The following is a 22,869-nucleotide window of genomic DNA, read 5'->3' as shown; positions in this document are numbered from 1 at the left end:
GCATTCGGACTTGATCGATATCAAGCGAAGGACCTGTTGACATGCGTGCGCTTACCCTCGGCCTCGTCGCCGCTGCCACCCTTGTTTCCGGATGTTCCGATTATGGCATGGGCGGCGGTGGTCCGCGCTATGCCGATGCCGGCTATGGCCGTTATGATTATGACCGGCCCGATCCGTCGTACAACGGATATGATGCGGCGCGTTATTATCGCGACGACCGGCGGTATCGCGAGCGCCGCCTGTCGCGCAACGACCGGGTCTATGTCGGGCAGGACGGCCGTTATTATTGCCGCCGCACCGATGGTACGACCGGCCTGATCGTCGGCGGTATCGCAGGCGGCGTACTGGGTTCGGCACTGCGTCCCGGCGGTTCGGGGCTGCTGGGTGCGCTGCTCGGCGGCGCGGCCGGGGCGGCCGGCGGTCAGGCGATCGACCGCAACAACGTACGCTGCCGCTAACCTCGTTCAGCCATTTCGACGTTCGATTGGCCCGCTCCCTTGCAAGGGGGCGGGTCGATCCCCATTTCCGCTTCGCTACAGTCGCAAATCGATGGTGTCCTGCTTTGCGGCATGTTCCTTCTTTCCCTGCTGTCTACGGCGCGGGTGATGGGCGTTCCGTCGCCTGCAAATCGAAAGGAACCTGCATGGCCACGCTTGGCACCGTAAAATTTTTCAACATGGACAAGGGCTATGGCTTCATCGCGCCGGATAATGGCGGCGAAGACGCTTTCGTCCATATCTCGGCCGTGGAACGCGCCGGGATGGTGACGCTGAACCAGAACCAGCGCGTCGGATACGAGCTGGAAGAGGATCGCCGCGGTCGCGTGAGCGCGGTGAACCTGACCGCCGCCGACTGATCGGTTCGTGGGTGCGGGCGGATCGTCCGCCCGCACCTTCCTCCAGCAAGTAAAAGGTCCCGCCCCCTTGGCTGACACCTCCGAAGCCTACCGCGCCCGTGCCGCCGTCGAACGCGCCAATGCCGATGCCGCGACGCTGGACAATGTCCGCGACCGTTGCCGCCGTGCCGAGCATGCGTGGACCGAAATGGCCGAGCGCGCCGAACGCACCACCGAGCAGCGCCTGATCCGCGAAGCCGCGACCGTTCGCCGGTCGGAAACGCTCGCCCACGATTGAACCTGCGCGTGGCCCGGTCGTTGGACCGGGTGATACACGAAAGGTACAATTGATGGCCAAGCACAAGAAACCAAAGCCCAAATCCCGCAAGGCAGGCGTATCGACGCTGCGGACCGTGGCGCTGGGTGTCGCAGGGATCGCCGTCGGCCTGTTCGGTGTGCTGCTTGCGCGGCGCAAGGCACCGGGCGAGGGTCATGCCGCACCCGATCTGGCACTGGACAAGCCGCGCGCTGCCGCAGGTGACCGTGCGCCCGAAGCCTTTCGTCCAGACCCGACTGCACCGGTACCGGCGTCTGAGCGCGAGGCGCTGCGCCCTGCGACGGGTCCTGCACCTTCGATCGTCGCGCCGCGCGGCAGCATGGCGTCGCAAACGGGGACCTGATGCCGCGAGCGGCGGTTCGATCAGCCGCCGAACCGTATTCCCAGCCAAAACGTCCGCGGCGATGCGCGTTCTACTACGCCATCGCCGCCGACCGCTGCTTCGATGCGGGCGTCGGTCACGTTTTCGGCCCGCCCCTGCACCGACAGTCCACGCGACAGCGGTACCGATAGGACCGCGTCAAGCGTGGTCGCATCGGCAAGACGGCGCTGGTTCGCATCGTCCTCATACTGGTCCGACACGTAGCGGAGCGTTGCCGCCGCTTGCCAGCCGGCGCGCCGCCAACCGATCGTTGCCGAGCCGCTATGGGTCGGCGTCTGGGCCGGGCGCAAGCCATCGAGCACGCCGCCGTCGACGACCCGCGCATCGGTATAGGCATAGGACAGGCGCGCTTCCCATTCCCGCCAGCCGGTCGATGCATCGAGTTCGGCCCCCCGCACCCGGACATGATCGAGATTGGCGCGACGGCGGAACACACCGGCCGCCGACACGAAGCCGACGCCCGGAAACACGCCGGGTCCGTTGGCGACGGTGACGTTGGCGATGGCGTCGCGCAGGTCGTTGGCAAAAGCGGTCGCGGCAATGCGGGTCCGGGCAGCGGGCCGGAGTTCCAGCCCGACCTCACCACCCCATAATGTTTCCGGCGACAGCGCGGCGTTGGCGGCAGTGGCGTCGGCACCGACCCGGAACGGGCGATAAAGTTCGTTCAGTGTCGGCAGCCGCCAGCCGCGATAGCCCGCCGCCCTTACTGTCACCGCCGGGTCCAGTGTCCACGCCACCCCCGCCCGTCCGGTCGGTTGCCAGCCACTGCGCGTGGCGAAGCGTTGATCGGTAAGCGCCGCGCCGGTCAGCAATGCCTCCTGCAATCGTCCTGCCGCGATCGTCCAGCGATCGATGCGGCCACCCGCGCTCAGCACGATATCGCCGGTCGCGAGGCTGGCACCGGCGAACAGGCCGCCGGTCGTGTTGCGCCCACCCGCGACCCGCCGCCGGGTCGGGTTGCCGGCGACATAGGTGTATAGTTCCTGGGTCTCGCCGCTGACGACGCGCACGTCGCCACCGAGGCGGAGCGACACGTTGCCGAGGTCGGGGGCGACCTCTGCCCGGCCGCCGATACCGGTCGCGGGGACGTTATACTGGTCGAGTGTCAGCGCGGTGGTCACGCGGCCGGCCCCGACGCTGGCGAAGCGACTGGCGAAGGCGCGGGTCTGGAGATAGCCGAGCAGCGACCAGCCGGTCGGTCCACGCCCGACCAGCCGGACGCTGGCATCGGCACCTTCGCTGCGATTGTCGGTGAAGTCGAGACCACGGTCGCGACGGTCGGTGAAGCCGGACACGTTCGCCTGCAATTCGGTCGTCGCGCCGACCTGCACCACCGCGCGGGCGGCGGCGCTGGCCTGTTCGAACGGGGCCGCGCGATCGGCGGGACCGCGACTGCCGGCGACGATGGGCACGAAGCCGTCGCCACGGGCATAGGCGGCCGACAGGGTCGCGAAGCCGCCGCTGCGTGTCAGACCGGCAGAACCGCGCGCGTCGATCGATTCGCGGCTGCCATAGCTGAGCGAGCCGGCAAACGGGGACAGATTGTCCGGCATCGCACTGTCGAGTTCGATGGTGCCGGCCAGCGCGCCCGGTCCGGCGACGCCGCTCCCCCCGCCGCGGGTTACGCGGACCCGGCCGAGCCGGTCGGTGGCGTAAGCGGGAAAGGCGACCCAGCCCCCGAACGGATCGGCCTGTGGCACTCCGTCGAGCAGCAGGAGCGCGCGGCTCGATGCATTGCCGCCAAGGCCGCGCAGGGTGATGCCCTGGCTGGTCGGATTGGCGTTGCGCGAGTCCGATCGGCGAAATTGCTGGAGACCGGCGACGTCGCGCAGCACATCCTCGACCCGCCCGCTGGCCGAGGACAGAATGCGGTCACGGTCGATGGTGACGATGTCATAGACGCGGTCGCCCGGCGCATCGGCAAGGCCACGCCCGGTGACGACGATCTCCGGCGCGTCCTGTGCCGCCGCCGCGCCCGGCCACGCCGCCAATATCCATAGAAACCGCTTCACACCTGTCCCCCGATGGGACGATCAGACCGTGAAGCTTTCCCCGCACCCGCACGCGCCCTTGGCATTCGGATTGGCGAAGACGAAGCCCGCAGTGAAATCGTCCTCGACCCAGTCCATCGTCGAACCGATCAGGTAGAGGATCGATCCGCCGTCGACGAAGAAGGTCCCGCCCGGCGTTTCGATCCGTTCGTCCATCGGGTTGGCGGCGGTCACGTAATCGACCGAATAGGCAAGGCCCGAACAGCCGCGCCGGGGCGTCGACAGCTTCACCCCGATCGCTTGCGCAGGGGCCTTCGCCATCAGGTCGGCGACGCGCCGTTCGGCACTGGCGGTCAGGTTGATCGCGGCGGGGCGGACGCGCGTGGCCATTACAGCATTCCCAGTTCGAGCTTGGCGTCGTCGGACATTTTCTGCGGGTCCCATGGCGGATCCCAGACGAGATTGACGTCGGCGGTGGCGACGCCCGGCACCGCCGAGACGCGCAATTCGACCTCGGCCGGCATCGATTCCGCCACCGGGCAATGCGGCGTGGTCAGCGTCATCGTCACTGCAACATGGCCGTTGTCCGCGACATCGACGCCGTAGATCAGGCCAAGGTCGTAGATGTTGACCGGAATTTCCGGGTCGAAGATTTCCTTGAGCGACGCGATGACCGCTTCGTACACGTCGCCGCCCGGCTCGCCCGCCGGTTGCGGTTCGGGCTTTTGCGCCAGGAAACCGTCGAGATAGTCGCGGCGGCGCGGCGGGGCTTCCTCCGCATCGGTCACGCGGGCGCGGGGCGGCGACGGCACCGCGCTGACCTCCTCGACATCGAAATGGCGTTCGTCGTTCATCCGAAAATCCTGCTTACCCGTTCCAGTCCGCGCACCAGCGCATCGACATCGGCCGGTCCGTTGTACACGCCGAAGCTCGCCCGCGCGGTGGCCGGCACGCCCAGCACGTCCATCAGCGGCTGTGCGCAATGATGGCCGGCACGGATCGCGACGCGTTCCTCATCTAAGATGGTGCCGACATCGTGCGGATGCACCCCCTCCACCACGAAACTGACGATGCCGGCAGCGTCGTCGGGTCCGAGCAGCCGTACCGAATTGATCCGGCCGAGTGCGTCGCGGGTGGCGGTGACCAGCGCGGTTTCATGCGCATGGATCGCGTCCAGCCCGATGCCGTCGACATAGTCGATCGCGGCATGCAGCCCGAGCGCACCGACGATATGCGGCGTCCCTGCCTCGAACCGAGCGGGCGGCGGGGCATAGGTGGTGCGCTCGAAGGTCACGCGGTCGATCATCGCGCCGCCGCCATGCACCGGATGCATCGATTCCAACAGTTCCGCGCGGCCCCACAGCACGCCGATACCGGTCGGGCCGTACAGCTTGTGCCCCGAAAAAACGTAGAAGTCGCAGTCGAGCGCGGCGACATCGACCGCCACGCGCGGCACTGCCTGACACCCGTCGAGCAACAGCTTAGCCCCGACCGAATGGGCGATGTCGGCGGCGCGGCGGCCGTCGAGCATCGATCCCAGCACGTTCGACACATGCGCCAGCGAGACCAGCTTATGCTCGGGCCGGATCATCGCCGCCATCGTGTCGAGATCGATCCGCCCGTCCGGCGTCAGCGGCACGACGTCGATTGCGACGCCAATCCGCTCGGCGACCAACTGCCATGGCACGATATTCGAATGATGTTCGAGCATCGACAACAGGATGCGGTCGCCGGCCTTCAGATGGCGTTCGGCCCAGCCCTGCGCGACCAGATTGATCCCCTCGGTCGCGCCACGCACGAACACGCATTCCTCCGGCGCTGCGGCACCGATGAACGTGGCGACGCGGCGGCGCGCCGCCTCGTACGCAAGCGTCATGTCGGCCGAGCGCTGGTACACACCGCGATGCACGGTGGCATAGGTCGTGTCGTAGGCGCGGGTGATCGCGTCGATCACCGGCTGCGGCTTTTGCGAGGTCGCGGCGGTATCGAGATACGACCAGCCGGCGGGGATCGCCGGAAAGTCGCTGACGCGGTCGAGGGGGGTGGTTTCGCTCAAAGCGCGGCCTCCAGCCAAGCATCGGCATCGGCCGCGAAGGCTTCCCGCACGACATCCTCACCGATCCGGTCGAGCGAGTCCGCAACGAACGCTTTGGTCAGCAATGCCTTGGCCCGGGCCTCGCTGACGCCCCGGCTGCGCAGATAAAACAGCGCCTTCGCATCGAGTTCGCCGACCGTCGCGCCGTGCGCGCACTTCACATCGTCGGCAAAAATTTCGAGTTCGGGCTTCAGGTTCACCGTCGCCGTCCGTTGGAGCAACAGGCCGCGCAGCGACTGTTCGCCATCGGTCTTCTGCGCACCGCGGGCGACCTCGACACGGGCGGCGAGGCTCGCCTGACTGCGATCGGCGGCAACCGCGCGCCACGTCTGGCGGCTCGATCCGTTCAGGGCGGCATGGCGAACGGCGACGGCGCATTCCTGCCGCTGCTGTTCGCGGGTCAGCAGCGCGCCGCCGTAATCGACGAACGCGGCATCACCATCGAGCGTCAGCTGCGCGTCGATGCGGCTACCCATGCCACCCGCGCCGAGGAACTGGGTGACGAGGCTCGCCGCCTCGCCCACCACCGCTTCGTCGCGGATCGACACGAAACCGTCCGACTGGAGCAGGCGGACGCTGCGCATCAGCCGCGCGCCGCGTTCGAGGTCGATCTGGGTCAGACGATTGGTCCAGCCGGTGCCGACATAGGTTTCGACGACCGATGCGACCGCATCCTCATCCAGCGTCAGCCGCGCGGGAAGATGGTTCTCCGCGCCGGTCGCGATGTGGACGATCTGCACCGGCTCCGCGATCTCGGCCGCCGACAGGTCGATCGACCAGCCCGCCGCACCCGATGCCTGCACGCCCAACGGGTGCGCGGTATCGAGAGTCAACGGCGACACCGCGACATGCCCCGGCATACTATGTTCGGGCGCATAAGCGCCGTCGAAGAACACGATCCGCGGGCCGGCAAGATCGAGCCAATAGCCATCGGCACTCGCCGCCACGCCGCGCACCGATGCCGCAGCGGCGGTCAGCGCGGCAAGGTCGGTCCAGCGGAACGCCTCTTGCGAGTTCGTGGGGAGCGTGGCCATTACGCCGCCACCGCTCCATAGCCTTCGCGTTCCAGCTCGTGCGCCAGTTCCTTGCCGCCCGACCGCACGATGCGCCCGTCGGCAAGGACGTGGACGAAGTCGGGCTGCACATAGTCGAGCAGGCGCTGATAATGGGTAATGAGGATCACGCCCTTGTCGGGACGGCGCATGATGCGGTTGATGCCATCGCCGACGATGCGCAGCGCATCGATGTCGAGGCCGCTGTCGGTCTCGTCGAGGATCGCCAGCTTCGGGTCGAGGATGCCCATCTGCACCATCTCGTTGCGTTTCTTCTCGCCGCCCGAAAAGCCGACATTCACCGGCCGCTTCATCATGTCCATGTCCATGCTGAGGCCATCGGCCTGCGCACGGGCGAGCTTCAGGAATTCGGCACCCGACAGCGGCTTTTCGTCACGGGCGCGGCGCTGGCTGTTCAGGCTTTCGCGCAGGAACTGGACGTTTGACACGCCGGGGATCTCAACCGGATACTGGAAGCCGAGAAACAGGCCGGCGGCGGCGCGGGCATCGGGATCCATGTCGAGCAGGTCCGCGCCTGCGAAGGTCACGCTGCCTTCGGTCACGTCGTACCCCGGACGCCCGCCCAGCACATAGCCAAGCGTCGACTTGCCGGCACCGTTCGGACCCATGATCGCATGGATCTCGCCCGCGTTCACGCTCAGCGACAGGCCCTTCAGGATTTCCTTGCCGTCGATTTCGGCGTGGAGGTTTTCGATCTTTAGCATGTTCCGTCCTGTTCGTGCGGGGCTGACCCGCGTATCTCAAAAGCTTAGGGCATCGTTCCCGCGACCGGTTCGGTGCCGAACTCGGCCTCGGCGGCATCCGGGTTGGTCAGCACCGATTTCATCGACGCATCGATCTTGTCGAGCATCGGACCGTGTGCCTTCGCCACCTTCGCCCGCACCGGGGCGCAGGCCTTGGCCGCATCGTCGAAAATCGCGACGCGACCGGCAGCTTCGGTCGGCGGCTTGGCCATGCGCGGATCGGTATTGATCCGCTCCGACAGGCAGTCGGCATAGGGCGCGGTCGGCGCGACCGCCTGTAGCGCCAGTGCGAGCAGGATCACCCCACCGACCCTTCCAGTGAAATGCCGAGCAGCTTCTGCGCCTCGACCGCGAATTCCATCGGCAGCTGTTGCAGCACTTCGCGGGCGAAGCCGTTGACGATCAGCGCGACCGCCGCCTCCGAATCCAACCCCCGCTGCCGCGCGTAGAACATCTGGTCTTCGGAAATCTTGCTGGTCGTCGCCTCATGCTCGATCTGTGCCGAGGGGTTCTTCACCTCGATATACGGCACGGTGTGCGCGCCGCACTGGTCGCCCAGCAACAGGCTGTCGCACTGGGTAAAGTTACGCACCCCTTCCGCCGAGGGGGCGACGCGCACCAGCCCGCGATAGGTATTGTCGCTGCGTCCGGCGCTGATCCCCTTCGACACGATCGTCGAGCGCGACCCCTTGCCCAGATGGATCATCTTGGTACCGGTATCGGCCTGCTGGCGATTGTTGGTGACGGCGACCGAATAGAATTCGCCGACGCTGTTCTCACCCGCCAGCACGCACGACGGATATTTCCACGTGATCGCCGATCCGGTTTCGACCTGCGTCCACGACACCTTGCTGTTCCTGCCCTGACACAGCGCGCGCTTCGTCACGAAATTGTAGATGCCGCCCTTGCCGTTCTCGTCGCCGGGATACCAGTTCTGGACGGTCGAGTATTTGATCTCGGCATCGTCCAGCGCGACCAGCTCGACCACCGCCGCATGCAACTGATTCTCGTCGCGCATCGGCGCGGTGCAGCCTTCGAGGTAGCTGACATAGCTGCCCTTGTCGGCGACGATCAGCGTGCGTTCGAACTGGCCGGTATTTTCGGCGTTGATCCGGAAATAGGTGGACAGCTCCATCGGGCAACGCACGCCCTCCGGAATGTAGACGAACGTTCCGTCCGAAAAGACCGCGCTGTTGAGCGTCGCGAAGAAATTGTCACGCTGCGGCACGACCTTGCCCAGCCACTTGCGGACGAGATCGGGATATTCGCGGATTGCCTCGCTGATCGAGCGGAAGATGACACCCGCAGCTTCGAGTTCCTTGCGGAAGGTCGTCGCCACCGACACGCTGTCGAACACCGCATCGACCGCGACCTTGCGCGACCCCTCGACCCCGGCGAGCACCTTCTGCTCCTCGATCGGGATGCCGAGCTTTTCATAGACGCGCAGGATTTCGGGATCGACCTCGTCCAGCGAGCCGAGCTTCGGCTTCGCCTTCGGCTCGGCGTAATAATACGCGTCCTGATAATCGATCGGATCGATGTTCAGCTTCGACCAGTCGGGCGCCTCCATCGTCAGCCACAGGCGATACGCCTTCAGCCGCCAGTCGAGCATCCATTCGGGCTCGTTCTTCTTGGCGCTGATATAGCGGACAGTGTCCTCACTCAGCCCCTTGGGCGCGAAGTCCTGTTCGATGTCCGAGGAGAAACCCCACTCGTACTTCTTGTTTGCGGCGGCGAGCGCCTCGGCATTTTTCGTGGCCATCACACTACCTCTTGGGGCATCGCCCCGGTGTTCGCGAGTTGGGCGAGCGTCACGCCCGCCAGAGCGCCCCGGACCACGGCGTTGACCGTGCCGGCATGGGGTCGGATCATGCAGTTCGTCTCCACCGCGCAATCGTGGCGCGCGGCATCGACGCAGGTGGTGAGTGCGATCGGTCCCTCGATCGCCTCGATGATCTGGGCGAGATCGATCGCGTGCGGAGCCCGCGCGAGGCGGAAGCCGCCACCGGTGCCACGCCCCGTTTCAATCAGCGACGCGGCCGACAACCGGCTGACCAGCTTCTGCACGGTCGGCAGCGGGAGGCCCGTTTCCTCCGCCAGCGCGGTCGCCGTTACGCGCGCGTCCCCATCCCGCCGTGCGGTGGCGGCGAGCAGGACGACGGCATAGTCGGCAAGGCTGGAAAGGCGCATATGTTCCTTAATCGGATCATTCCGGTCGGATTGGCATGTGGTCGTGGCGGGGCGATAGGTCAACCGGCTATGTTTCGATTGGTGTGATCGATTGTTGGGGTGGAAGAAGGATTCGGTTTCACCCGAAGGCGCGAAGAGAAGAAGGAAGAATGGTTCGCGCAGAGGCGCAGAGGCGCGGAGCGGTTACGCCGGCGGAAGCGCCTCGCCGCATCAGCGGCTTTGACGCCTGTGGCAGCCACAGGGAGTTGAGGTCTCGCTGACGCGAGACAGAGGTACGAACGCAACCACTCCGCGCCTCTGCGCCTCTGCGCGAAACACTTTCTTCTTCGCGCCTTCGCGTGAAACCGAATCTTCCTTCCGCCGCTCCCGAACGGTAGGGCGCCTGACATGGCATGGTATCACCCGCTCCTCTTCGCCCTCGACGCCGAACGCGCGCATTCGCTGACGATCGCCATGCTGGAGGCGTGGGGCAAGGCCGGGACGCCGATGGCGGCAACTACCGACGACCGTCATGCGGTGACGGTCGCCGGCATCCGCTTTCCCAATCCGGTCGGGCTGGCGGCAGGCGTCGACAAGGATGCGCGGGCGGTCGCGGGCTTTCTTGGCCTCGGCTTCGGCTTTGTTGAGGTCGGCACGCTGACCCCCAGACCGCAGCCGGGCAATCCGAAACCGCGCATCTTCCGCCTGCCCGAGGACCGGGGCGTGGTGAACCGCCTCGGCTTCAACAATGGCGGGATCGACGCGGCGCTGGCGCGGGTCGCGGCGCTCACCCCCCGTCCCGGCATCATCGGCATCAATGTCGGCGCGAACAAGGATTCGACCGACCGCATCGCCGATTACGGGACCGCGGTCGCGAAGGCGGCGCCGCTGGCCGATTATGTCACCATCAACATTTCCAGCCCGAACACGCCGGGCCTGCGCGACCTGCAATCGCAGCCCGAACTGGGCCAGTTGATCGCCGCCAGCGACGCCGCCCGCCATGTCGGGGGCAAGCGCGTACCGCTGTTCCTGAAAGTCGCGCCCGATCTGTCGCGCGACGGAATGGAGGTCGCGGTCCGCGCGGCGATCGACGGCGGGGTCGATGGGCTGATCGTGTCGAACACCACCATCTCGCGCCCCGATACGCTGCGATCGGCGAACGCGAACGAGACCGGCGGGCTGTCGGGCGCACCGCTCGCAGGGCTGGCGCTCGCCAAGCTGGTCGAGGCGCGCGAGATCGCGGGCGGTGCGATCCCCCTAATTTCGGCGGGCGGCGTCGGATCGGCGGACGAAGCGAAGCGGCGGATCGATGCCGGGGCCAGTCTCGTCCAGCTGTACAGCGCGCTCGTCTACGAAGGCCCCGGCCTTGCCCGGCGGATCGTCGACGGATTGTGATCCGGCTGTTCCGGCCACTGCTCGCCAATGCCGGGTTCGGGCGGCGGATCATCGCCTGCATCGGCGCGGCGATCGGCATCGCGCTGACCATGGTCGTCTGCGTGCAGGTGCCGTGGATCAAGGGCGACCTGCCGATCATCGTCGCGCCGCTCGGAGCGTCGGCAGTGCTGGTATTCGCGGTGCCGGCCAGTCCGCTGGCACAGCCATGGCCGGTGGTCGGCGGCAATATCCTGTCGACGCTGGTCGGCGTGGCAGCATTTCAGGCGATCCCGACCGTGACCGTCGCCGCCGGGGTCGCGGTCGGCTGCGCGATCTTCGTCATGTCGCTATGCCGTTGCCTGCATCCGCCGGGCGGGGCGGCGGCGCTGACGGCGGTGATCGGCAGTGCGGGCATCCATGACGCCGGCTATGCCTTTGCCTTCGCGCCGGTCGGAATCAATTCGATCGCGCTGGTGTCGATCGGCATGTTCTATCACCGGATGACGGCGCTCTCCTACCCGCACGAGCCTGCTGCTCCAGTCGCTATCGCGGCGGCGGCCGAGCCGGGCGGGATCCGGCCGGAGGATATCGACGCTGCGATGGCCGAGACACCGGATGCGTTCGACATTGCGCCGGAGGATCTGACGCTGCTGCTCGAGCGGGCGGAGCATTTCGCGCGGGTTCGCTGGAAGAAGTAGGGGTTCGCGCGGAGGCGCGGAGACGCGGAGGGGGTCGCGTCACAGGCGACCCTCATCCGCGTCAGCGGCCTTATACATCGTGGCAACGCGAGATAAGGTCTGCCGATCGCGACCGGCTTGCCCGCTGCGCAACCCCTCCGCGCCTCCGCGCCTCCGCGCGAACCCCTCCTGCTTCTTCTTTGCGCCTTCGCGTGAACCGACCTTTTACTCGACGATCACCTTGCCCTCACGCCGCGGATCGAAGCCGCCATCGATCTTCCCGTCCCGCACGATGACCCCGTGCAGCCCCGAATCCTCCCCTTGCCCCGGCTGCAACCGGATTCCCTTCGCTGCCAGCGCGCTCAGGATCTGCGGTGAGAATTTGGTCACCTCCCCCTGAAAACCGTCGCCGCGCGCGACGAGGTTGGGCAGCGACAGCGCGTCCTGCATCGGCAGCTTCCATTCGACCGCGCCGATCAGCGACTTGCCGACATAGGCGAGGATCGCATTGCCGCCCGCCGACCCCAGCGCGCCCGCGAATTTGCCCTGCCGGTCGATCATCACCAGCGGCGTCATCGACGAACGCGGCCGCTTGCCCGGCGCGACCGCATTTGCGGCGGCGCGGCCCTGCGCATCGACCGGCGAGAAGGCGAAGTCGGTCATCTGGTTGTTGAGGAAGAAGCCGTCGACCATCCGCCCGCTGCCAAAGATGCTTTCGACCGTCGTCGTCATCGACACGACATTGCCCGCCGCATCGCCGACGATGAAGTGCGACGTCCCCGCCGGTTCGCGGGTGGTGTCCGCCGCCGCGGTGACGACGCCTGCCGGCACGCCCGCCACCGGAGCCGGTCCGGCGGTCGCCCCGATCAGCTTCGCGCGCGCCGACAGATAGGCCGGGGCCAGCAGCCCGGCGACCGGTACGTTCACGAACTTCGGATCGCCGACATACAGGTCGCGATCGGCGTACATCAGCCGGCTCGCCTCGGCGAACAGGAACCAGCTTTGCGGATCGTTCGGCCCGCGCTGGTCGATATCGGTGCGGCCAAGAATGCCGAGCAGCTCGATCAGTCCGATCCCGCTGCTGGGCGGCGGCGGGGTGCAGACGATATAGACACGCCAGTTCGCGCACAGCGGATCGCGCTTGACCGCGCGATAGGCGGCAAGGTCGGCGAGCGTCATCGTGCCCGGCAGCGTACCCGTGGTCGTGCGCGCGACGATGCGTTTCGCGGTCTCCCCGGTGTAGAGCGCGTCCGGCCCCTGCTTGGCCAGCCGCTTCAGGAAATCGGCATAGGCGTCGTTGGTGAGCCGGTCGCCGGTGGTGGCGAGTGCCCCGCCCTTCCCCTTAAAATAGCGGCGGACATCCTCGGCCTGTAACTCCGGGAAGCGGCCGGTCAGGAACCGGCCGAGGCGCGGCGAGATGAGGAAGCCCTTGCGCGCGGTCCGTTCGGCGTCGTCGAACAGGTCGGCCCAAGCGAGCGTCCCGTGATCGGCATGCGCCTGTCCCAGCATCCGCACCGCGCCGGGCACACCGGTCGCGCGGCCGCCGAGCACCGCTTCGGCGAAGGGCAGCGGCTTGCCGTCCGCCCCCAACAGCATCGTCGGCGATGCCCCGGCGGGTGCGGTTTCGCGCCCGTCATAGATCTCGACCTTGCCGGTCGTGGCATTGAAATAGGTCATGAACGCGCCGCCGCCGATACCGGAGCTTTGCGGTTCGACCAGCGACAGCATCGCCTGTACCGCGATCGCCGCGTCCACCGCGCCGCCACCACGGCGCAGCACCGCCATGCCCGCCTCGCTCGCCAGCGGATTGGCCGTCACGACGAATTTCTGCTGCGCGCCCGCCACCGGCGCGGCGGCGGTGGCCGGGGTCGCCACCTGCGCCTTGCCGAACGGCAACAGGTTGCATCCCCCCAGCGACACGGTGGCGAGCAGGGCGGCGGCGATCGTCGATTTCCTCATGGTCGCCGTGTCTACCCAAGACGATCCGCCGCGTCACCCGCGTTCGGACATTGCCGCGGCCGCGGCACCTGCCTACCTTGCCCGCAGGAGAAGGACGACGAATGGCCCGGCAGCTCGAACGATTCCCCAATCTGGTCGCGATGTTCTTCGCGCGGGCGCGCGAGCGTGGCGACGCGCCGTTCCTGTGGACCAAGACCGGCGGCCAATGGGTGTCGACCAGTTGGACCGAGGCCGCGCGCCAGGTCGCGGCACTGGCGACCGCGCTGAAGGCGATCGGGCTGAAACGCGGCGACCGGGTGATGCTGGTCAGCGAGAACCGCCCCGAATGGTGCATTTCCGACCTCGCCATCATGGCGGCGGGGTGCGTGACGGTGCCGACCTATGTCACCAACACCGTCCGCGACCATGGTCATATCATCGAGAATTCGGGCGCGTGCGCGATCATCGTGTCGACCGACAAGCTGGCGCGCATCATCCTGCCCGCTGCGCTTCGTGCGACCAATTCGTCGGAAAAGATCATCACGATCGAACCGATTCGCACCGCGCAGCAGGGCAGTCTGGAATTTCACGACTGGCACGACCTGATCGCCCGCCACCCCGCCGATCCGGCAAAGGTCGCGGCGGACGCGGACTTCGGCCGCGACGATCTGGCCTGCATCATCTACACCTCGGGCACCGGAGGCAGCCCACGCGGGGTGATGCAGCATCACGGCGCGATCCTGCACAACGTGAATGGCTGCGCCACCGTCATCGCCGAGGATTTCGGATGGAGCGACGAAATATTCCTGTCGTTCCTGCCGCTCAGCCATGCCTATGAGCATTCCGCGGGACAGTTTTTCCCGATCGGGCTGGGCGGGCAGATCTATTACAGCGAGGGCCTCGACAAGCTGGCCAGCAATATCGAGGAGGTGCGCCCGACGATCATGGTCGTGGTACCGCGCCTGTTCGAAGTATTGCGCACGCGGATCAGCAAGGGCGTACAAAAACAGGGACGACTGTCGTCGTGGCTGCTCGACCGCGCGATCGACATCGGCAACCGGCAGAACGGCCCGCGGCTGACCGACTATCCGGCGAGGCTGCTGGTCGATCGGTTGCTCAAGCCCAAGATCGCGCAGCGGTTCGGCGGGCGGCTGAAGGCGATGGTGTCGGGCGGCGCGCCGCTCAATCCCGATGTCGGCAATTTCTTCGAGGCGATGGGGCTGTGCCTGCTCCAGGGCTATGGCCAGACCGAAGCCGCACCGGTCATTTCGTGCAACCGCCCGGCGGCGGGGATCGAGATGGACACGGTCGGCCCGCCGCTGGCCGAAACCGAGGTTCGCATCGCCGGGGACGGCGAAATCCTGGTGCGTGGCGAACTGGTCATGCACGGCTATTGGCGCAACGAGGCCGAGACCGCCCGCGTGCTGAAGGATGGCTGGCTGCATACCGGCGACATCGGCGAGATCGACGCCAAAGGCCGCATCCGCATCACCGATCGCAAGAAGGATATCATCGTCAACGACAAGGGCGACAATGTCGCGCCGCAGAAGGTCGAGGGGATGCTGACCCTGCAGGACGAGATCGCGCAGGCGATGATCGCGGGCGACCGGCGACCCTATATGGTCGCGGTGATCGTGCCCGATGCCGAATGGACCCAGCAATTCTGCGCGAAGGGCGGCGCACGCTGCGACTTCGCCCGGTTGCGCGCGGACAGCGAGTATCGCGCGGCGCTGGGCGCAGCGGTCGAGCGGGTGAACAAGGACCTGTCGGTCACCGAACGCATCCGCCGCTTCATCATCGCCGACGAACCCTTTTCGATCGAGAACCAGCAGCTGACGCCGAGTTTGAAGATCCGGCGGCATGTGTTGAAAGAGGTATATGGTGAGCGGCTGGACGCGCTGTACCGGGGATGATGCGGCGCCAAAGGTCACGAAGGTCACACTCGCGCGCACTTGGCACCAACGCCGAACTAACGCAGGCGCGATTAAAGAATTGAGCATGAGACAGAACGGGCGGCGGGCATCGCACGATATCCGGACGGTAGGAAAGTCGTTTCACAAGATGATCGGCATCGCCGGATGAGGCCGCTTCGGCGAACCTTGGTCGCTGTGGCGATTCTGATCGCCGGTTTTGACCTGTTTGTCTTGCACGCAGCGATGGTTGGTTGGGAACGTGTCTGGGTGACGCATGTCGGTCTGGACTCGGCCCGCTATGCGATCCCGATTGATCGCCGACCCGCGACGTTTCGGGAGAAACGTTGGCAACCCGCACTGGACGATACGAAGATCGAGTCGGTTCAGAGAGGTTCGGTACGGGTACCGGTCGATTATATCTCGTTCTCTTCGAACCCGACCTTCGGAAAGTTTCTCGAGATGGTTCGAGACTTGAAAAGACGAGGCCGCTGCAACGTTCTCGTCCATCACCCCGGCATCAACATTTTTCGACCCGAAACTATTGGGCCAGCGCCGAAGCCGATGTTCGATGTTCCGGCGCTGGTTCTCTGCGGTGAAGCGTTGGGGGATGCCGGTATAACCAGTCCTGTTACCGAAGACGGCTTCGCCGTTATCCATCGCGGGAGTCTCCAAGTTTTTCGCTAGAGCGGCAAACCCGCATACCTATTCATCGTTGATCCCCCGACCGTTCCTCCCATATGACCGCTTCGAATGCTGCATCGCAGCAAGGAGCGTGACCGTGACCCCGACCCGTAACCCTGCCCTCGTTCATCTCGCGCTCGCGCTCGGCGGTTTCGCGATCGGGACGACCGAGTTCGCGACGATGAGCCTCGTGCCGTTCTTCGCGCCGGGACTAAGCATCGACGAACCGACGGCAGGGCACGTCATCAGCGCCTATGCGCTGGGCGTCGTGGTCGGCGCGCCGCTGCTGGCGGTGCTGACCGCGCGGATGGCGCGACGGACGGTGCTGATCGCGCTGATGGCATGTTTCGGGGTCGCCAATGCGGCGAGCGCGCTCGCCCCGACCTATGAAGCGATGTTGGTTGCGCGGTTTTTCAGCGGGTTGCCGCATGGAGCCTATTTCGGGATCGCGGCGCTGGTCGCGGCCTCGCTGGTGCCGGCGGAGAAGCGGACGCAGGCGATCGGGCGGGTCATGCTCGGGCTGACGACCGCGACGATCGTCGGGGTGCCGCTGGCCAATGCGCTGGGACAGGCGATCGGGTGGCGCTGGGGCTTCGGGGTCGTGGCGGTGCTGGCCGCGGCGACGATGGCGATGGTCGCGTGGGTCGCGCCGCGCGATCGGCCCGACCGGTCGGCTAGCCCGCTTGCCGAACTGAATGTCCTGCGATCGGGCCAGTTGTGGCTGACGCTCGGCATCGGCGCGATCGGGTTCGGCGGCATGTTCGCGGTCTATACCTATCTCGCCTCCACGCTGATCGAGGTGACCGGTGCGGGCGCGGCGATGGTGCCGGTGGTGCTGGCCGTGTTCGGCATCGGCATGACCGTCGGCAATCTGGTCGTGCCGCGTTTCGCCGACCGGGCATTGATGCCGACCGCCGGCGCACTGCTGCTGTGGAGCGCGGCGACGCTGGCGCTCTATCCGCTGGCGGCGGGGCAGCTGTGGTCGATGCTGATGATCGTGTTTCTGATCGGGATCGGCGGTGCGCTCGGCACCGTGCTCCAGACGCGGTTGATGGACATTGCCGAACACGGTCAGAGCCTTGCCGCATCGCTCAACCATTCGGCGTTTAATACCGCCAATGCGATCGGGCCATGGGCCGGCGGGCTGGCGATCGCGGCGGGCTATGGCTGGACGTCGACCGGGTTGGTCGGCGCGGCGCTGGCGTTGGGCGGGTTTGCGATCTGGGGGTTGGCGGTGATGGCCGGCGCGCCGGTTCGGATGCGGGCGACGGCTGTTTAAGAAGAAGGATTGGTTCGCGCGTAGGCGCGGAGGCGCGGAGAGGCTGTGACCTTGGCGGCCCTTTCCCGATCGGGAGACCGTGCGCGACGGGACAGCGAAGTGCCGAGGCCGCTGACGCGGTTGATCGAGCAACGGAAGCAACTCCTCCGCGTCTCCGCGCCTCCGCGTGAACCCATTCTTCTTTGCGCCTTCCCGTGAACCGGTTCTTCTTTCGAGGGGGGAGCGTCCGTTGACACCCCCCTCCACCACCGCTTCGCGGCGGTCCCCAGCATCGGGTTGACCATGCCCCGCATGGTCAAGGATCGTCCGGGGGACGATCCGACCCGATGCTCCGTGCCGGGGAGGATTTTTATTTCTTCTCGGGCAGGACCTGCATCGACCAGTCCTTCGACGGCACCAGATATTTCGCTGCCAGCGCCTGCAACTCCTCGGGCGTAGTGCCGCGAATGTCGTTGATGATGCCGGGGATCGCCGCCAGCCGCGCCGGGTCGACCGTGCCGCCCTGCGTCTGGTTCATCCAGAACATGTTGCCGCTCGACATACGGGCGATCAACTGGATCACCGGCAGCTTGGCGCGGTCGAGTTCGTCGGCGGGGACCGGCGTCCTGACCAGATCGGCGGCGAGTTCGCGGGCGAGGTCGAAGAAGAAGCCGGTGCGATCGGGCGGCACCAGACCGATCGCCATGATCCGCCCGCCGCCGGGCAGGCCGACCGGCCAGTTATTGTCGACGTTCGGCGAATAGCTGACCCCCGCCTGGCTGCGCAGCCGGTCGAGCAGCCGGTCGCGGAACACCGCGGCCAGCACTTCCAGCTTGCGGCTTTCGGTCAGGCCGGCGCTGCCGCCGCCGGTCGGCCAGGCGATCGCCGCCGCCGCCTGATTGGGCTGGCCGCCATGGGTGCGCGTCACCGGTTGCGCGACATGCGCGGGAAAGCGGACCGGCGGCGGCGGGGTGGTTTCCGCCGTGCGCTTCGCCATCGCCCCGATCGTCGCCGCGACCGCGTCTATCGCCGCCTGTTGCGGCACGTCGCCGAACACCTGCACCTCGACCGGGCCGGTGGCGAGCAGCGGCTGCCAGAACGCCTTGAAGCTGGCCGGGGTCAGCGCCTCGATATCCTTGCGGTCGGGGCTGACCCAGCGCGCGTCGCCAGCGTGCAGCAGTCCTTCGAGATCGCGACCCATGACGCCGTCGGGCGAAGCGCCGAGCGCGTCGTAGCTGGCCAGCATCACCGCGCGCGCCCGTGCCACCGGCTTGGGGTCCCATGCCGGCGATTGCAGCTTGGCGGCGATCAGCTTCAACTGATCGGAAAGGTCGGCGGCGGTGGTGGTGCCGGCAAGGATGAACGCGTCGTCGTCGATGCCGAACGACAATCCCATCTGCCGCCCGCCGGTCAGCCGGTCGAGTTCCTCCTGCCCCAACACGCCCTTCGGCGTCTGGATGCCCGAGGCGACCAGCGCAAGATCGGCGGCGAAGGCCGGGGTGCGGCGATCGGTCGGCAGCGCGTTCAACCCCCGGCCGAATCGGACGCGGACATAGACCTTGCCCGTCTCCGATTCATTGGGGAACAGCAGCAGCGACGATCCATTGGCGAAATCGACGCGCTCGACCGGGGGGTCGGGCAGCGCCATGCTGCGCGTGGTGATCGTGCCGGGCTTGCCGAAGGAGCCGAGCCGGTCGAACCCGATCGCGGCCTGTCCGCTACGCCGCGCGGCGGTGCCGGCGACCTTTTCGGTCAGCGCGGCGGTCAGCTTCGCCTGCGTCGTCGGATCGGGGGTGCGGGTGTTGACCAGCGCGCGAGTCGCGGTGCCCTCGAACACCTTCTTCGCCGCTGCCTGCACGCGGGCGGGGGTGAAGAACTTCCTGGTGACCGCGCCCTCGAAGATGCGCAGCGACGTTTCCGGCCCGGCGACCGTTTCGCGAATGTCGGTCGCGGCGATCAGATTGTCGGCCAGCAACGCCCCCGCCGTCACCGGTGCGGTGCGGACCTCGTTTTCCATACCGGCGCGGATTTCGGCGACCTCGCGGTCGATCTCGGCCTGGGTCGGGGCGGTGCGAATGGCGTCGGCGATCGCCTGCCGAACGTCGCGCAGCGCCGCCGCCCAGTCGTCGCCCAGCGGCAGGATCGACACCTGCGTGATGTTCGCCGACCGCGATACGTCGTCGAGATTGGCACCGGCGGAGATGAAACTCCCCCCGCTGCGCGCCCGGCTCTCCAGCCGCCGGTTGAGGATGCGCAGTGCGATCTGGTCGATCATCCGCTCCTGATTGAACAGGATCGTATCGTCGCCAACGGTCCACGGCCGCAGCACCGCCATTTGCAACAGCGTCGGGATGGTCGGTTCGCTGACCGTCGCCGCGACCGGTTCGTTGGCCTTCGGTGATCCGAATTTCGGTTCGGCGGGGGCCGGACCGGTGCCGCCCCATGCGGAAAAATGCTTCTTGACCATCGCTTCGAGGATCGCGGGATCGGCGTCGCCGGCGATGACGACGATCGCCCGGTCGGGCCGGTACCAGCGGTCGTGGAACGCCTTCACGCTGGCGGCGGTGGCGGATTGCAGCGTTTCGACGTTGCCGATCGGCGAACGGTCGGCGATTGGCTGTCCCGCGAAGAACAGTGCGCGGGTCGCGTCGCCCAGCCGCACCTGCGGCCCGGGCTGCTCGCGCTGTTCGGACAGGACGACCGGGCGCTCGGCATCGAGCGCCGCCTGGCTAAGCGTCGGTTCGGTCATCATCCCCGACAGGATCTTCATGCTTTCATCGAGGCCGGTCGGCGTCGCGGACGGCAGGTCGAGCTTGTAGACGGTCTGGGTAAAGCTGGTCGACGCGTTGCTGTCCGACCCGAAGGTGACGCCCAGACGCTGCCACACCCGTTTCGATTCGCCGTCGGGGACGTGGACCGAACCGCGGAACGACAAATGCTCGATCAGATGGGCGAAGCCGCGTTCGCCGTCGGTTTCCATCAGCGATCCCGCACCGATCGCGACCCGGATCGCCACCTGCCCCGGCGGTACGCCGTTCTTGCGCACGGCATATTTCAGGCCGTTGGACAGGACGCCGTACGTCCATGTCCGGTCGGGCGGAATGTCGCTGCCCTTGAACAGCCACGGGGTGTCGGGTCCCTGCGCCACCGGTTCGAGCGGGGGAAGCTGGCGGACCGGTGCCGGCGATGCGGGAGGGGTCTGCGCCGCAAGCGGCGCGGCGATCAGGGCCAGGGTCGTGAACGCGCCCGTGGCCAGACGGAACGAAGATACCATGCGTCGAGGTGTAGCGTCGTTGCAACGCCCCGACCAGTATCGACACACGACGCGAAAGATAAAGCTGTTCGGGTCGCCCGGTTCAGCTTCGGGTCAGCTTGCCGTCAGCGATCCTCGCGCCGGAGATACAAATACGAATCGTCGAACTCGGCGGTCGCCTTCAGGCCGGGCAGATCATTGATTGTCACGCGTTTGCCGCGCAGGTCGACCAGCCCGCGTTCGCGCAATTCACGCAGCGTGCGGTTCACGTGCACCGGGGTCAGCCCGGTACAGTCGGACAGGTCGGCCTGAGTCAGCGGCAGGGCGAAGCCGGTGTCGTCGGCCTGCGCGATCAACGTCAGCCGGACATGAAGTTCGCAGATCAGATGGGCGATGCGCTGGATCGCGTTGCGCCTGCCGAGCGACAATTCCCATTCGCGGTGGATCGCGGCGTCGAGCGCGGTCAGGAACCAGTAGACCCGCGCCAGATGCGGCTGGGTTTCGGTGATGTCCTTCAGCTTGGCATGGGGGACCAGCACGACGCGGCACGGCGTCAGCGTCATGACATTATGGTCGAGCTGCTTGAGCGAGAAGCTGTGCAGGTCGAGAAAGTCGCCGGCGACGTGCAGTTCGGTGATCTGCCGCTCGCCACCCGGCAAATCCTTGTACCGGCACATCAATCCTTCGAGCAGCAGCGTGCTGGAGTGCAGACGTTCGCCGGCATGGATGCAGGTATGATGCGCCGCCAGCGACCGCACCTCGCCGAGCGAGTCATAGATAACCCGCTCTTCTTCCGCCGAGATCGTGTCGCGCGCGCGCAATTTCGCCAAATGCGTCTCGATCACCGGCACTGTCCCCTTTTGTCGTTGCCGGGGTCGTACAGGAGCGTAACAATCGAGGCAACGCGCGGTGGCAACCGTGAACGCAGCGTTTCGCGGTACGCCCTTGATCCCCCGTCCGCCGGTCGCCAAATGGGCGGCATGTTGATCGAAACGGAATCGACGCCCAATCCGGCGACGCTGAAATTCCTGCCCGGGCAGGTCGTGATGGACGCGGGCACCCGCGATTTCGCCAGTCCCGAAGAGGCCGAGGCGTCGCCGCTCGCCACGCAGCTGTTCGCGCTGGGCGATGTCGTCGGCGTGTTCTTCGGCCGCGATTTCGTGTCGGTGACCAAGGCACCGGGCAGCGAATGGGCCGACCTGAAACCCGACGTGCTGGCGTTGATGCTGGATCACTTCGGCGGGCGGATGCCGTTGTTCAACCCGACGGGCAGCGCAGGCTTTTCGGTCGCGTCCGACGAGCCTAGCTTCACCGACGATCCCGCCGATGCCGACATCGTCGAACAGATCAAGGAACTGATCGAGACCCGCGTCCGCCCGGCGGTCGCCAATGACGGCGGCGACATCGTCTATCGCGGGTTCGATCAGGGCAAGGTCTATCTGCAGTTGCAGGGGGCCTGTTCGGGCTGCCCGTCCTCCAGCGCGACGCTGAAGAACGGGATCGAGCAGTTGCTCAAATATTATGTTCCCGAAGTCACGGAGGTTCGTGCAGTCTGATGCCAAAGCTCGATGATCAGGCGCTCGACACGCTGTTCCGCAGCGCGCGCACGTTCAATCATTATACCGACCAGCCGGTGGCCGAAGCCGATCTGGCCGCGATCTGGGACCTGATGAAATGGGGTCCGACCAGCGCCAACCAGCTACCGGCACGGATCCTGTGGTGCACGTCGACCGAGTCCAAGGAAAAGCTGGCGGCCTGTGCCACCGGTACCAACCCCGACAAGATCCGCGCCGCACCGGTGACCGCGATCATCGGCATGGACACCGAATTCCACGAGCACCTGCCCGAGCTGTTCCCACATGCCGACGCCAAGGCGTGGTTCGACGGCAAAGCCGACCTGCGACAGGCATCGGCGTTCCGCAATTCATCGTTGCAGGGCGCGTATCTGATCCTCGCGGCGCGCGCGCTGGGCCTCGATACCGGACCGATGTCGGGCTTCGATGCCGGCGCGGTCGACAAGGCGTTTTTCGCCGACACGCCGGCGGTCCATGCCAATTTCATCACCACGCTGGGCTATGGCGACCGCGAGACGCTGTATCCGCGTTCGCCGCGTCCGGATTTCGCCAAGTTCAACCGGGTCGTCTGACCAC

General features: G+C 66.7%; 23 protein-coding genes. 11 read left to right on the top strand and 12 right to left on the bottom strand.

Annotated elements, in window-relative coordinates; genetic code table 11:
* The first annotated feature begins 41 nt into the window (after positions 1–41).
* The 4 genes from ASE50_RS02940 to ASE50_RS02925 all read left to right on the top strand — a co-directional run bounded on the left by ASE50_RS02940 (position 42) and on the right by ASE50_RS02925 (position 1,515).
* A complete protein-coding gene (locus ASE50_RS02940; protein WP_056395205.1) occupies positions 42–458 on the top strand; it encodes a glycine zipper 2TM domain-containing protein in 417 nt (138 codons plus the stop codon).
* Between the two features lie 185 nt (positions 459–643).
* Positions 644–856 carry a cold-shock protein gene (locus ASE50_RS02935; RefSeq protein ID WP_056395204.1) on the top strand — a complete coding sequence of 71 codons (213 nt, stop codon included), beginning with the start codon at positions 644–646 and terminating at the stop codon, positions 854–856.
* A gap of 67 nt (positions 857–923) precedes the next feature.
* Entirely contained in the window at positions 924–1,133 is a 210-nt protein-coding gene (locus ASE50_RS02930; protein ID WP_056004559.1) for a hypothetical protein, read from the top strand.
* A gap of 52 nt (positions 1,134–1,185) precedes the next feature.
* Positions 1,186–1,515 (top strand): hypothetical protein, encoded by a 330-nt coding sequence (locus ASE50_RS02925; RefSeq protein ID WP_056395202.1) that lies wholly within the window; start codon positions 1,186–1,188, stop codon positions 1,513–1,515.
* 20 nt (positions 1,516–1,535) lie between these two features.
* Here the strand turns inward: ASE50_RS02925 and ASE50_RS02920 are convergent, their stop codons facing one another.
* From ASE50_RS02920 to ASE50_RS02880, 9 genes are read right to left on the bottom strand one after another with little or no spacing between them, the layout of a single operon-like run.
* Positions 1,536–3,566 carry a TonB-dependent receptor gene (locus ASE50_RS02920; protein ID WP_056395199.1) on the bottom strand — a complete coding sequence of 677 codons (2,031 nt, stop codon included), beginning with the start codon at positions 3,564–3,566 and terminating at the stop codon, positions 1,536–1,538.
* Between the two features lie 21 nt (positions 3,567–3,587).
* Entirely contained in the window at positions 3,588–3,935 is a 348-nt protein-coding gene (locus tag ASE50_RS02915) for a HesB/IscA family protein (RefSeq protein WP_056395197.1), read from the bottom strand.
* Entirely contained in the window at positions 3,935–4,399 is a 465-nt protein-coding gene (locus ASE50_RS02910) for an SUF system Fe-S cluster assembly protein (protein WP_056395194.1), read from the bottom strand. Before ASE50_RS02910 ends, ASE50_RS02915 begins: the two co-directional genes overlap by 1 nt.
* On the bottom strand, positions 4,396–5,601 hold the full coding sequence (locus tag ASE50_RS02905) for a cysteine desulfurase (RefSeq protein ID WP_056395192.1): 1,206 nt from the start codon (positions 5,599–5,601) through the stop codon (positions 4,396–4,398). The genes ASE50_RS02910 and ASE50_RS02905 overlap by 4 nt, the downstream gene beginning before the upstream one ends.
* Complete coding sequence (locus tag ASE50_RS02900) at positions 5,598–6,674, bottom strand: SufD family Fe-S cluster assembly protein (RefSeq protein WP_056395190.1); 1,077 nt, start codon at positions 6,672–6,674, stop codon at positions 5,598–5,600. The genes ASE50_RS02905 and ASE50_RS02900 overlap by 4 nt, the downstream gene beginning before the upstream one ends.
* The gene (sufC, locus tag ASE50_RS02895) at positions 6,674–7,417 is read right to left on the bottom strand and encodes a Fe-S cluster assembly ATPase SufC (RefSeq protein ID WP_056395188.1); all 744 of its coding nucleotides are present in this window, start codon (positions 7,415–7,417) and stop codon (positions 6,674–6,676) included. Before sufC ends, ASE50_RS02900 begins: the two co-directional genes overlap by 1 nt.
* A gap of 44 nt (positions 7,418–7,461) precedes the next feature.
* Complete coding sequence (locus tag ASE50_RS02890; protein ID WP_056395187.1) at positions 7,462–7,758, bottom strand: hypothetical protein; 297 nt, start codon at positions 7,756–7,758, stop codon at positions 7,462–7,464.
* On the bottom strand, positions 7,755–9,218 hold the full coding sequence (gene sufB, locus ASE50_RS02885) for a Fe-S cluster assembly protein SufB (protein ID WP_056395185.1): 1,464 nt from the start codon (positions 9,216–9,218) through the stop codon (positions 7,755–7,757). The genes ASE50_RS02890 and sufB overlap by 4 nt, the downstream gene beginning before the upstream one ends.
* Positions 9,218–9,646 (bottom strand): SUF system Fe-S cluster assembly regulator, encoded by a 429-nt coding sequence (locus tag ASE50_RS02880; protein ID WP_056395182.1) that lies wholly within the window; start codon positions 9,644–9,646, stop codon positions 9,218–9,220. The genes sufB and ASE50_RS02880 overlap by 1 nt, the downstream gene beginning before the upstream one ends.
* A gap of 387 nt (positions 9,647–10,033) precedes the next feature.
* On the opposite strand from ASE50_RS02880, the gene ASE50_RS02875 reads away from it, so the two are divergent.
* Positions 10,034–11,020 carry a quinone-dependent dihydroorotate dehydrogenase gene (locus ASE50_RS02875; protein WP_056395180.1) on the top strand — a complete coding sequence of 329 codons (987 nt, stop codon included), beginning with the start codon at positions 10,034–10,036 and terminating at the stop codon, positions 11,018–11,020.
* Positions 11,020–11,697: an HPP family protein gene (locus ASE50_RS02870; RefSeq protein WP_056395674.1), complete on the top strand. Its 678-nt coding sequence runs from the start codon at positions 11,020–11,022 to the stop codon at positions 11,695–11,697. The genes ASE50_RS02875 and ASE50_RS02870 overlap by 1 nt, the downstream gene beginning before the upstream one ends.
* Positions 11,698–11,901: 204 nt before the next feature.
* On the opposite strand, the gene ASE50_RS02865 is transcribed toward ASE50_RS02870, so the two are convergent.
* Positions 11,902–13,635 carry a gamma-glutamyltransferase family protein gene (locus tag ASE50_RS02865; protein WP_056395178.1) on the bottom strand — a complete coding sequence of 578 codons (1,734 nt, stop codon included), beginning with the start codon at positions 13,633–13,635 and terminating at the stop codon, positions 11,902–11,904.
* 101 nt (positions 13,636–13,736) lie between these two features.
* Here ASE50_RS02865 and ASE50_RS02860 point away from each other — a divergent pair, with 101 nt between their 5' ends.
* The 3 genes from ASE50_RS02860 (at position 13,737) to ASE50_RS02850 (ending at position 17,487) form a co-directional block, all read left to right on the top strand.
* Positions 13,737–15,527: an AMP-dependent synthetase/ligase gene (locus tag ASE50_RS02860; protein ID WP_056395176.1), complete on the top strand. Its 1,791-nt coding sequence runs from the start codon at positions 13,737–13,739 to the stop codon at positions 15,525–15,527.
* 195 nt (positions 15,528–15,722) lie between these two features.
* Positions 15,723–16,211, top strand: coding sequence for a hypothetical protein (locus ASE50_RS02855; RefSeq protein WP_156347256.1), 489 nt, complete (start codon positions 15,723–15,725; stop codon positions 16,209–16,211).
* A 94-nt stretch (positions 16,212–16,305) separates the two neighbouring features.
* Positions 16,306–17,487, top strand: a complete 1,182-nt coding sequence (locus ASE50_RS02850; protein WP_156347255.1) for an MFS transporter — start codon at positions 16,306–16,308, stop codon at positions 17,485–17,487.
* A 349-nt stretch (positions 17,488–17,836) separates the two neighbouring features.
* Here ASE50_RS02850 and ASE50_RS02845 read toward each other — a convergent pair whose 3' ends face one another.
* Together ASE50_RS02845 and ASE50_RS02840 are read right to left on the bottom strand one after the other, a co-directional pair.
* Entirely contained in the window at positions 17,837–20,740 is a 2,904-nt protein-coding gene (locus tag ASE50_RS02845) for a M16 family metallopeptidase (protein ID WP_082438738.1), read from the bottom strand.
* 104 nt (positions 20,741–20,844) lie between these two features.
* Positions 20,845–21,564, bottom strand: a complete 720-nt coding sequence (locus ASE50_RS02840; RefSeq protein WP_056395669.1) for a Crp/Fnr family transcriptional regulator — start codon at positions 21,562–21,564, stop codon at positions 20,845–20,847.
* 135 nt (positions 21,565–21,699) lie between these two features.
* On the opposite strand from ASE50_RS02840, the gene ASE50_RS02835 reads away from it, so the two are divergent.
* Both ASE50_RS02835 and ASE50_RS02830 read left to right on the top strand, forming a co-directional pair.
* Complete coding sequence (locus ASE50_RS02835) at positions 21,700–22,275, top strand: NifU family protein (RefSeq protein WP_056395667.1); 576 nt, start codon at positions 21,700–21,702, stop codon at positions 22,273–22,275.
* Positions 22,275–22,865 carry a malonic semialdehyde reductase gene (locus tag ASE50_RS02830; protein ID WP_056395169.1) on the top strand — a complete coding sequence of 197 codons (591 nt, stop codon included), beginning with the start codon at positions 22,275–22,277 and terminating at the stop codon, positions 22,863–22,865. The genes ASE50_RS02835 and ASE50_RS02830 overlap by 1 nt, the downstream gene beginning before the upstream one ends.
* The last annotated feature ends 4 nt before the right edge of the window (positions 22,866–22,869 follow it).

Origin of the sequence: Sphingomonas sp. Leaf5, assembly GCF_001421155.1 — a bacterium.
Classification (GTDB): Bacteria; Pseudomonadota; Alphaproteobacteria; order Sphingomonadales; family Sphingomonadaceae; genus Sphingomonas.
The sequence above is the reverse complement of the archived record's forward strand: the minus strand, read 5'-3'. Positions and strand labels throughout refer to the sequence as shown.

Bases quoted from the DNA above. Each gene is read 5' to 3' on its own strand.
- ASE50_RS02915 (WP_056395197.1), bottom strand. From the start codon at position 3,935: ATGGCCACGCGCGTCCGCCCCGCCGCGATCAACCTGACCGCCAGTGCC.
- ASE50_RS02875 (WP_056395180.1), top strand. From the start codon at position 10,034: ATGGCATGGTATCACCCGCTCCTCTTCGCCCTCGACGCCGAACGCGCG.
- ASE50_RS02900 (WP_056395190.1), bottom strand. From the start codon at position 6,674: ATGGCCACGCTCCCCACGAACTCGCAAGAGGCGTTCCGCTGGACCGAC.
- ASE50_RS02835 (WP_056395667.1), top strand. From the start codon at position 21,700: ATGTTGATCGAAACGGAATCGACGCCCAATCCGGCGACGCTGAAATTC.
- sufC (WP_056395188.1), bottom strand. From the start codon at position 7,417: ATGCTAAAGATCGAAAACCTCCACGCCGAAATCGACGGCAAGGAAATC.
- ASE50_RS02860 (WP_056395176.1), top strand. From the start codon at position 13,737: ATGGCCCGGCAGCTCGAACGATTCCCCAATCTGGTCGCGATGTTCTTC.
- ASE50_RS02880 (WP_056395182.1), bottom strand. From the start codon at position 9,646: ATGCGCCTTTCCAGCCTTGCCGACTATGCCGTCGTCCTGCTCGCCGCC.
- ASE50_RS02830 (WP_056395169.1), top strand. From the start codon at position 22,275: ATGCCAAAGCTCGATGATCAGGCGCTCGACACGCTGTTCCGCAGCGCG.
- sufB (WP_056395185.1), bottom strand. From the start codon at position 9,218: ATGGCCACGAAAAATGCCGAGGCGCTCGCCGCCGCAAACAAGAAGTAC.
- ASE50_RS02845 (WP_082438738.1), bottom strand. From the start codon at position 20,740: ATGGTATCTTCGTTCCGTCTGGCCACGGGCGCGTTCACGACCCTGGCC.
- ASE50_RS02865 (WP_056395178.1), bottom strand. From the start codon at position 13,635: ATGAGGAAATCGACGATCGCCGCCGCCCTGCTCGCCACCGTGTCGCTG.
- ASE50_RS02910 (WP_056395194.1), bottom strand. From the start codon at position 4,399: ATGAACGACGAACGCCATTTCGATGTCGAGGAGGTCAGCGCGGTGCCG.
- ASE50_RS02940 (WP_056395205.1), top strand. From the start codon at position 42: ATGCGTGCGCTTACCCTCGGCCTCGTCGCCGCTGCCACCCTTGTTTCC.
- ASE50_RS02935 (WP_056395204.1), top strand. From the start codon at position 644: ATGGCCACGCTTGGCACCGTAAAATTTTTCAACATGGACAAGGGCTAT.
- ASE50_RS02925 (WP_056395202.1), top strand. From the start codon at position 1,186: ATGGCCAAGCACAAGAAACCAAAGCCCAAATCCCGCAAGGCAGGCGTA.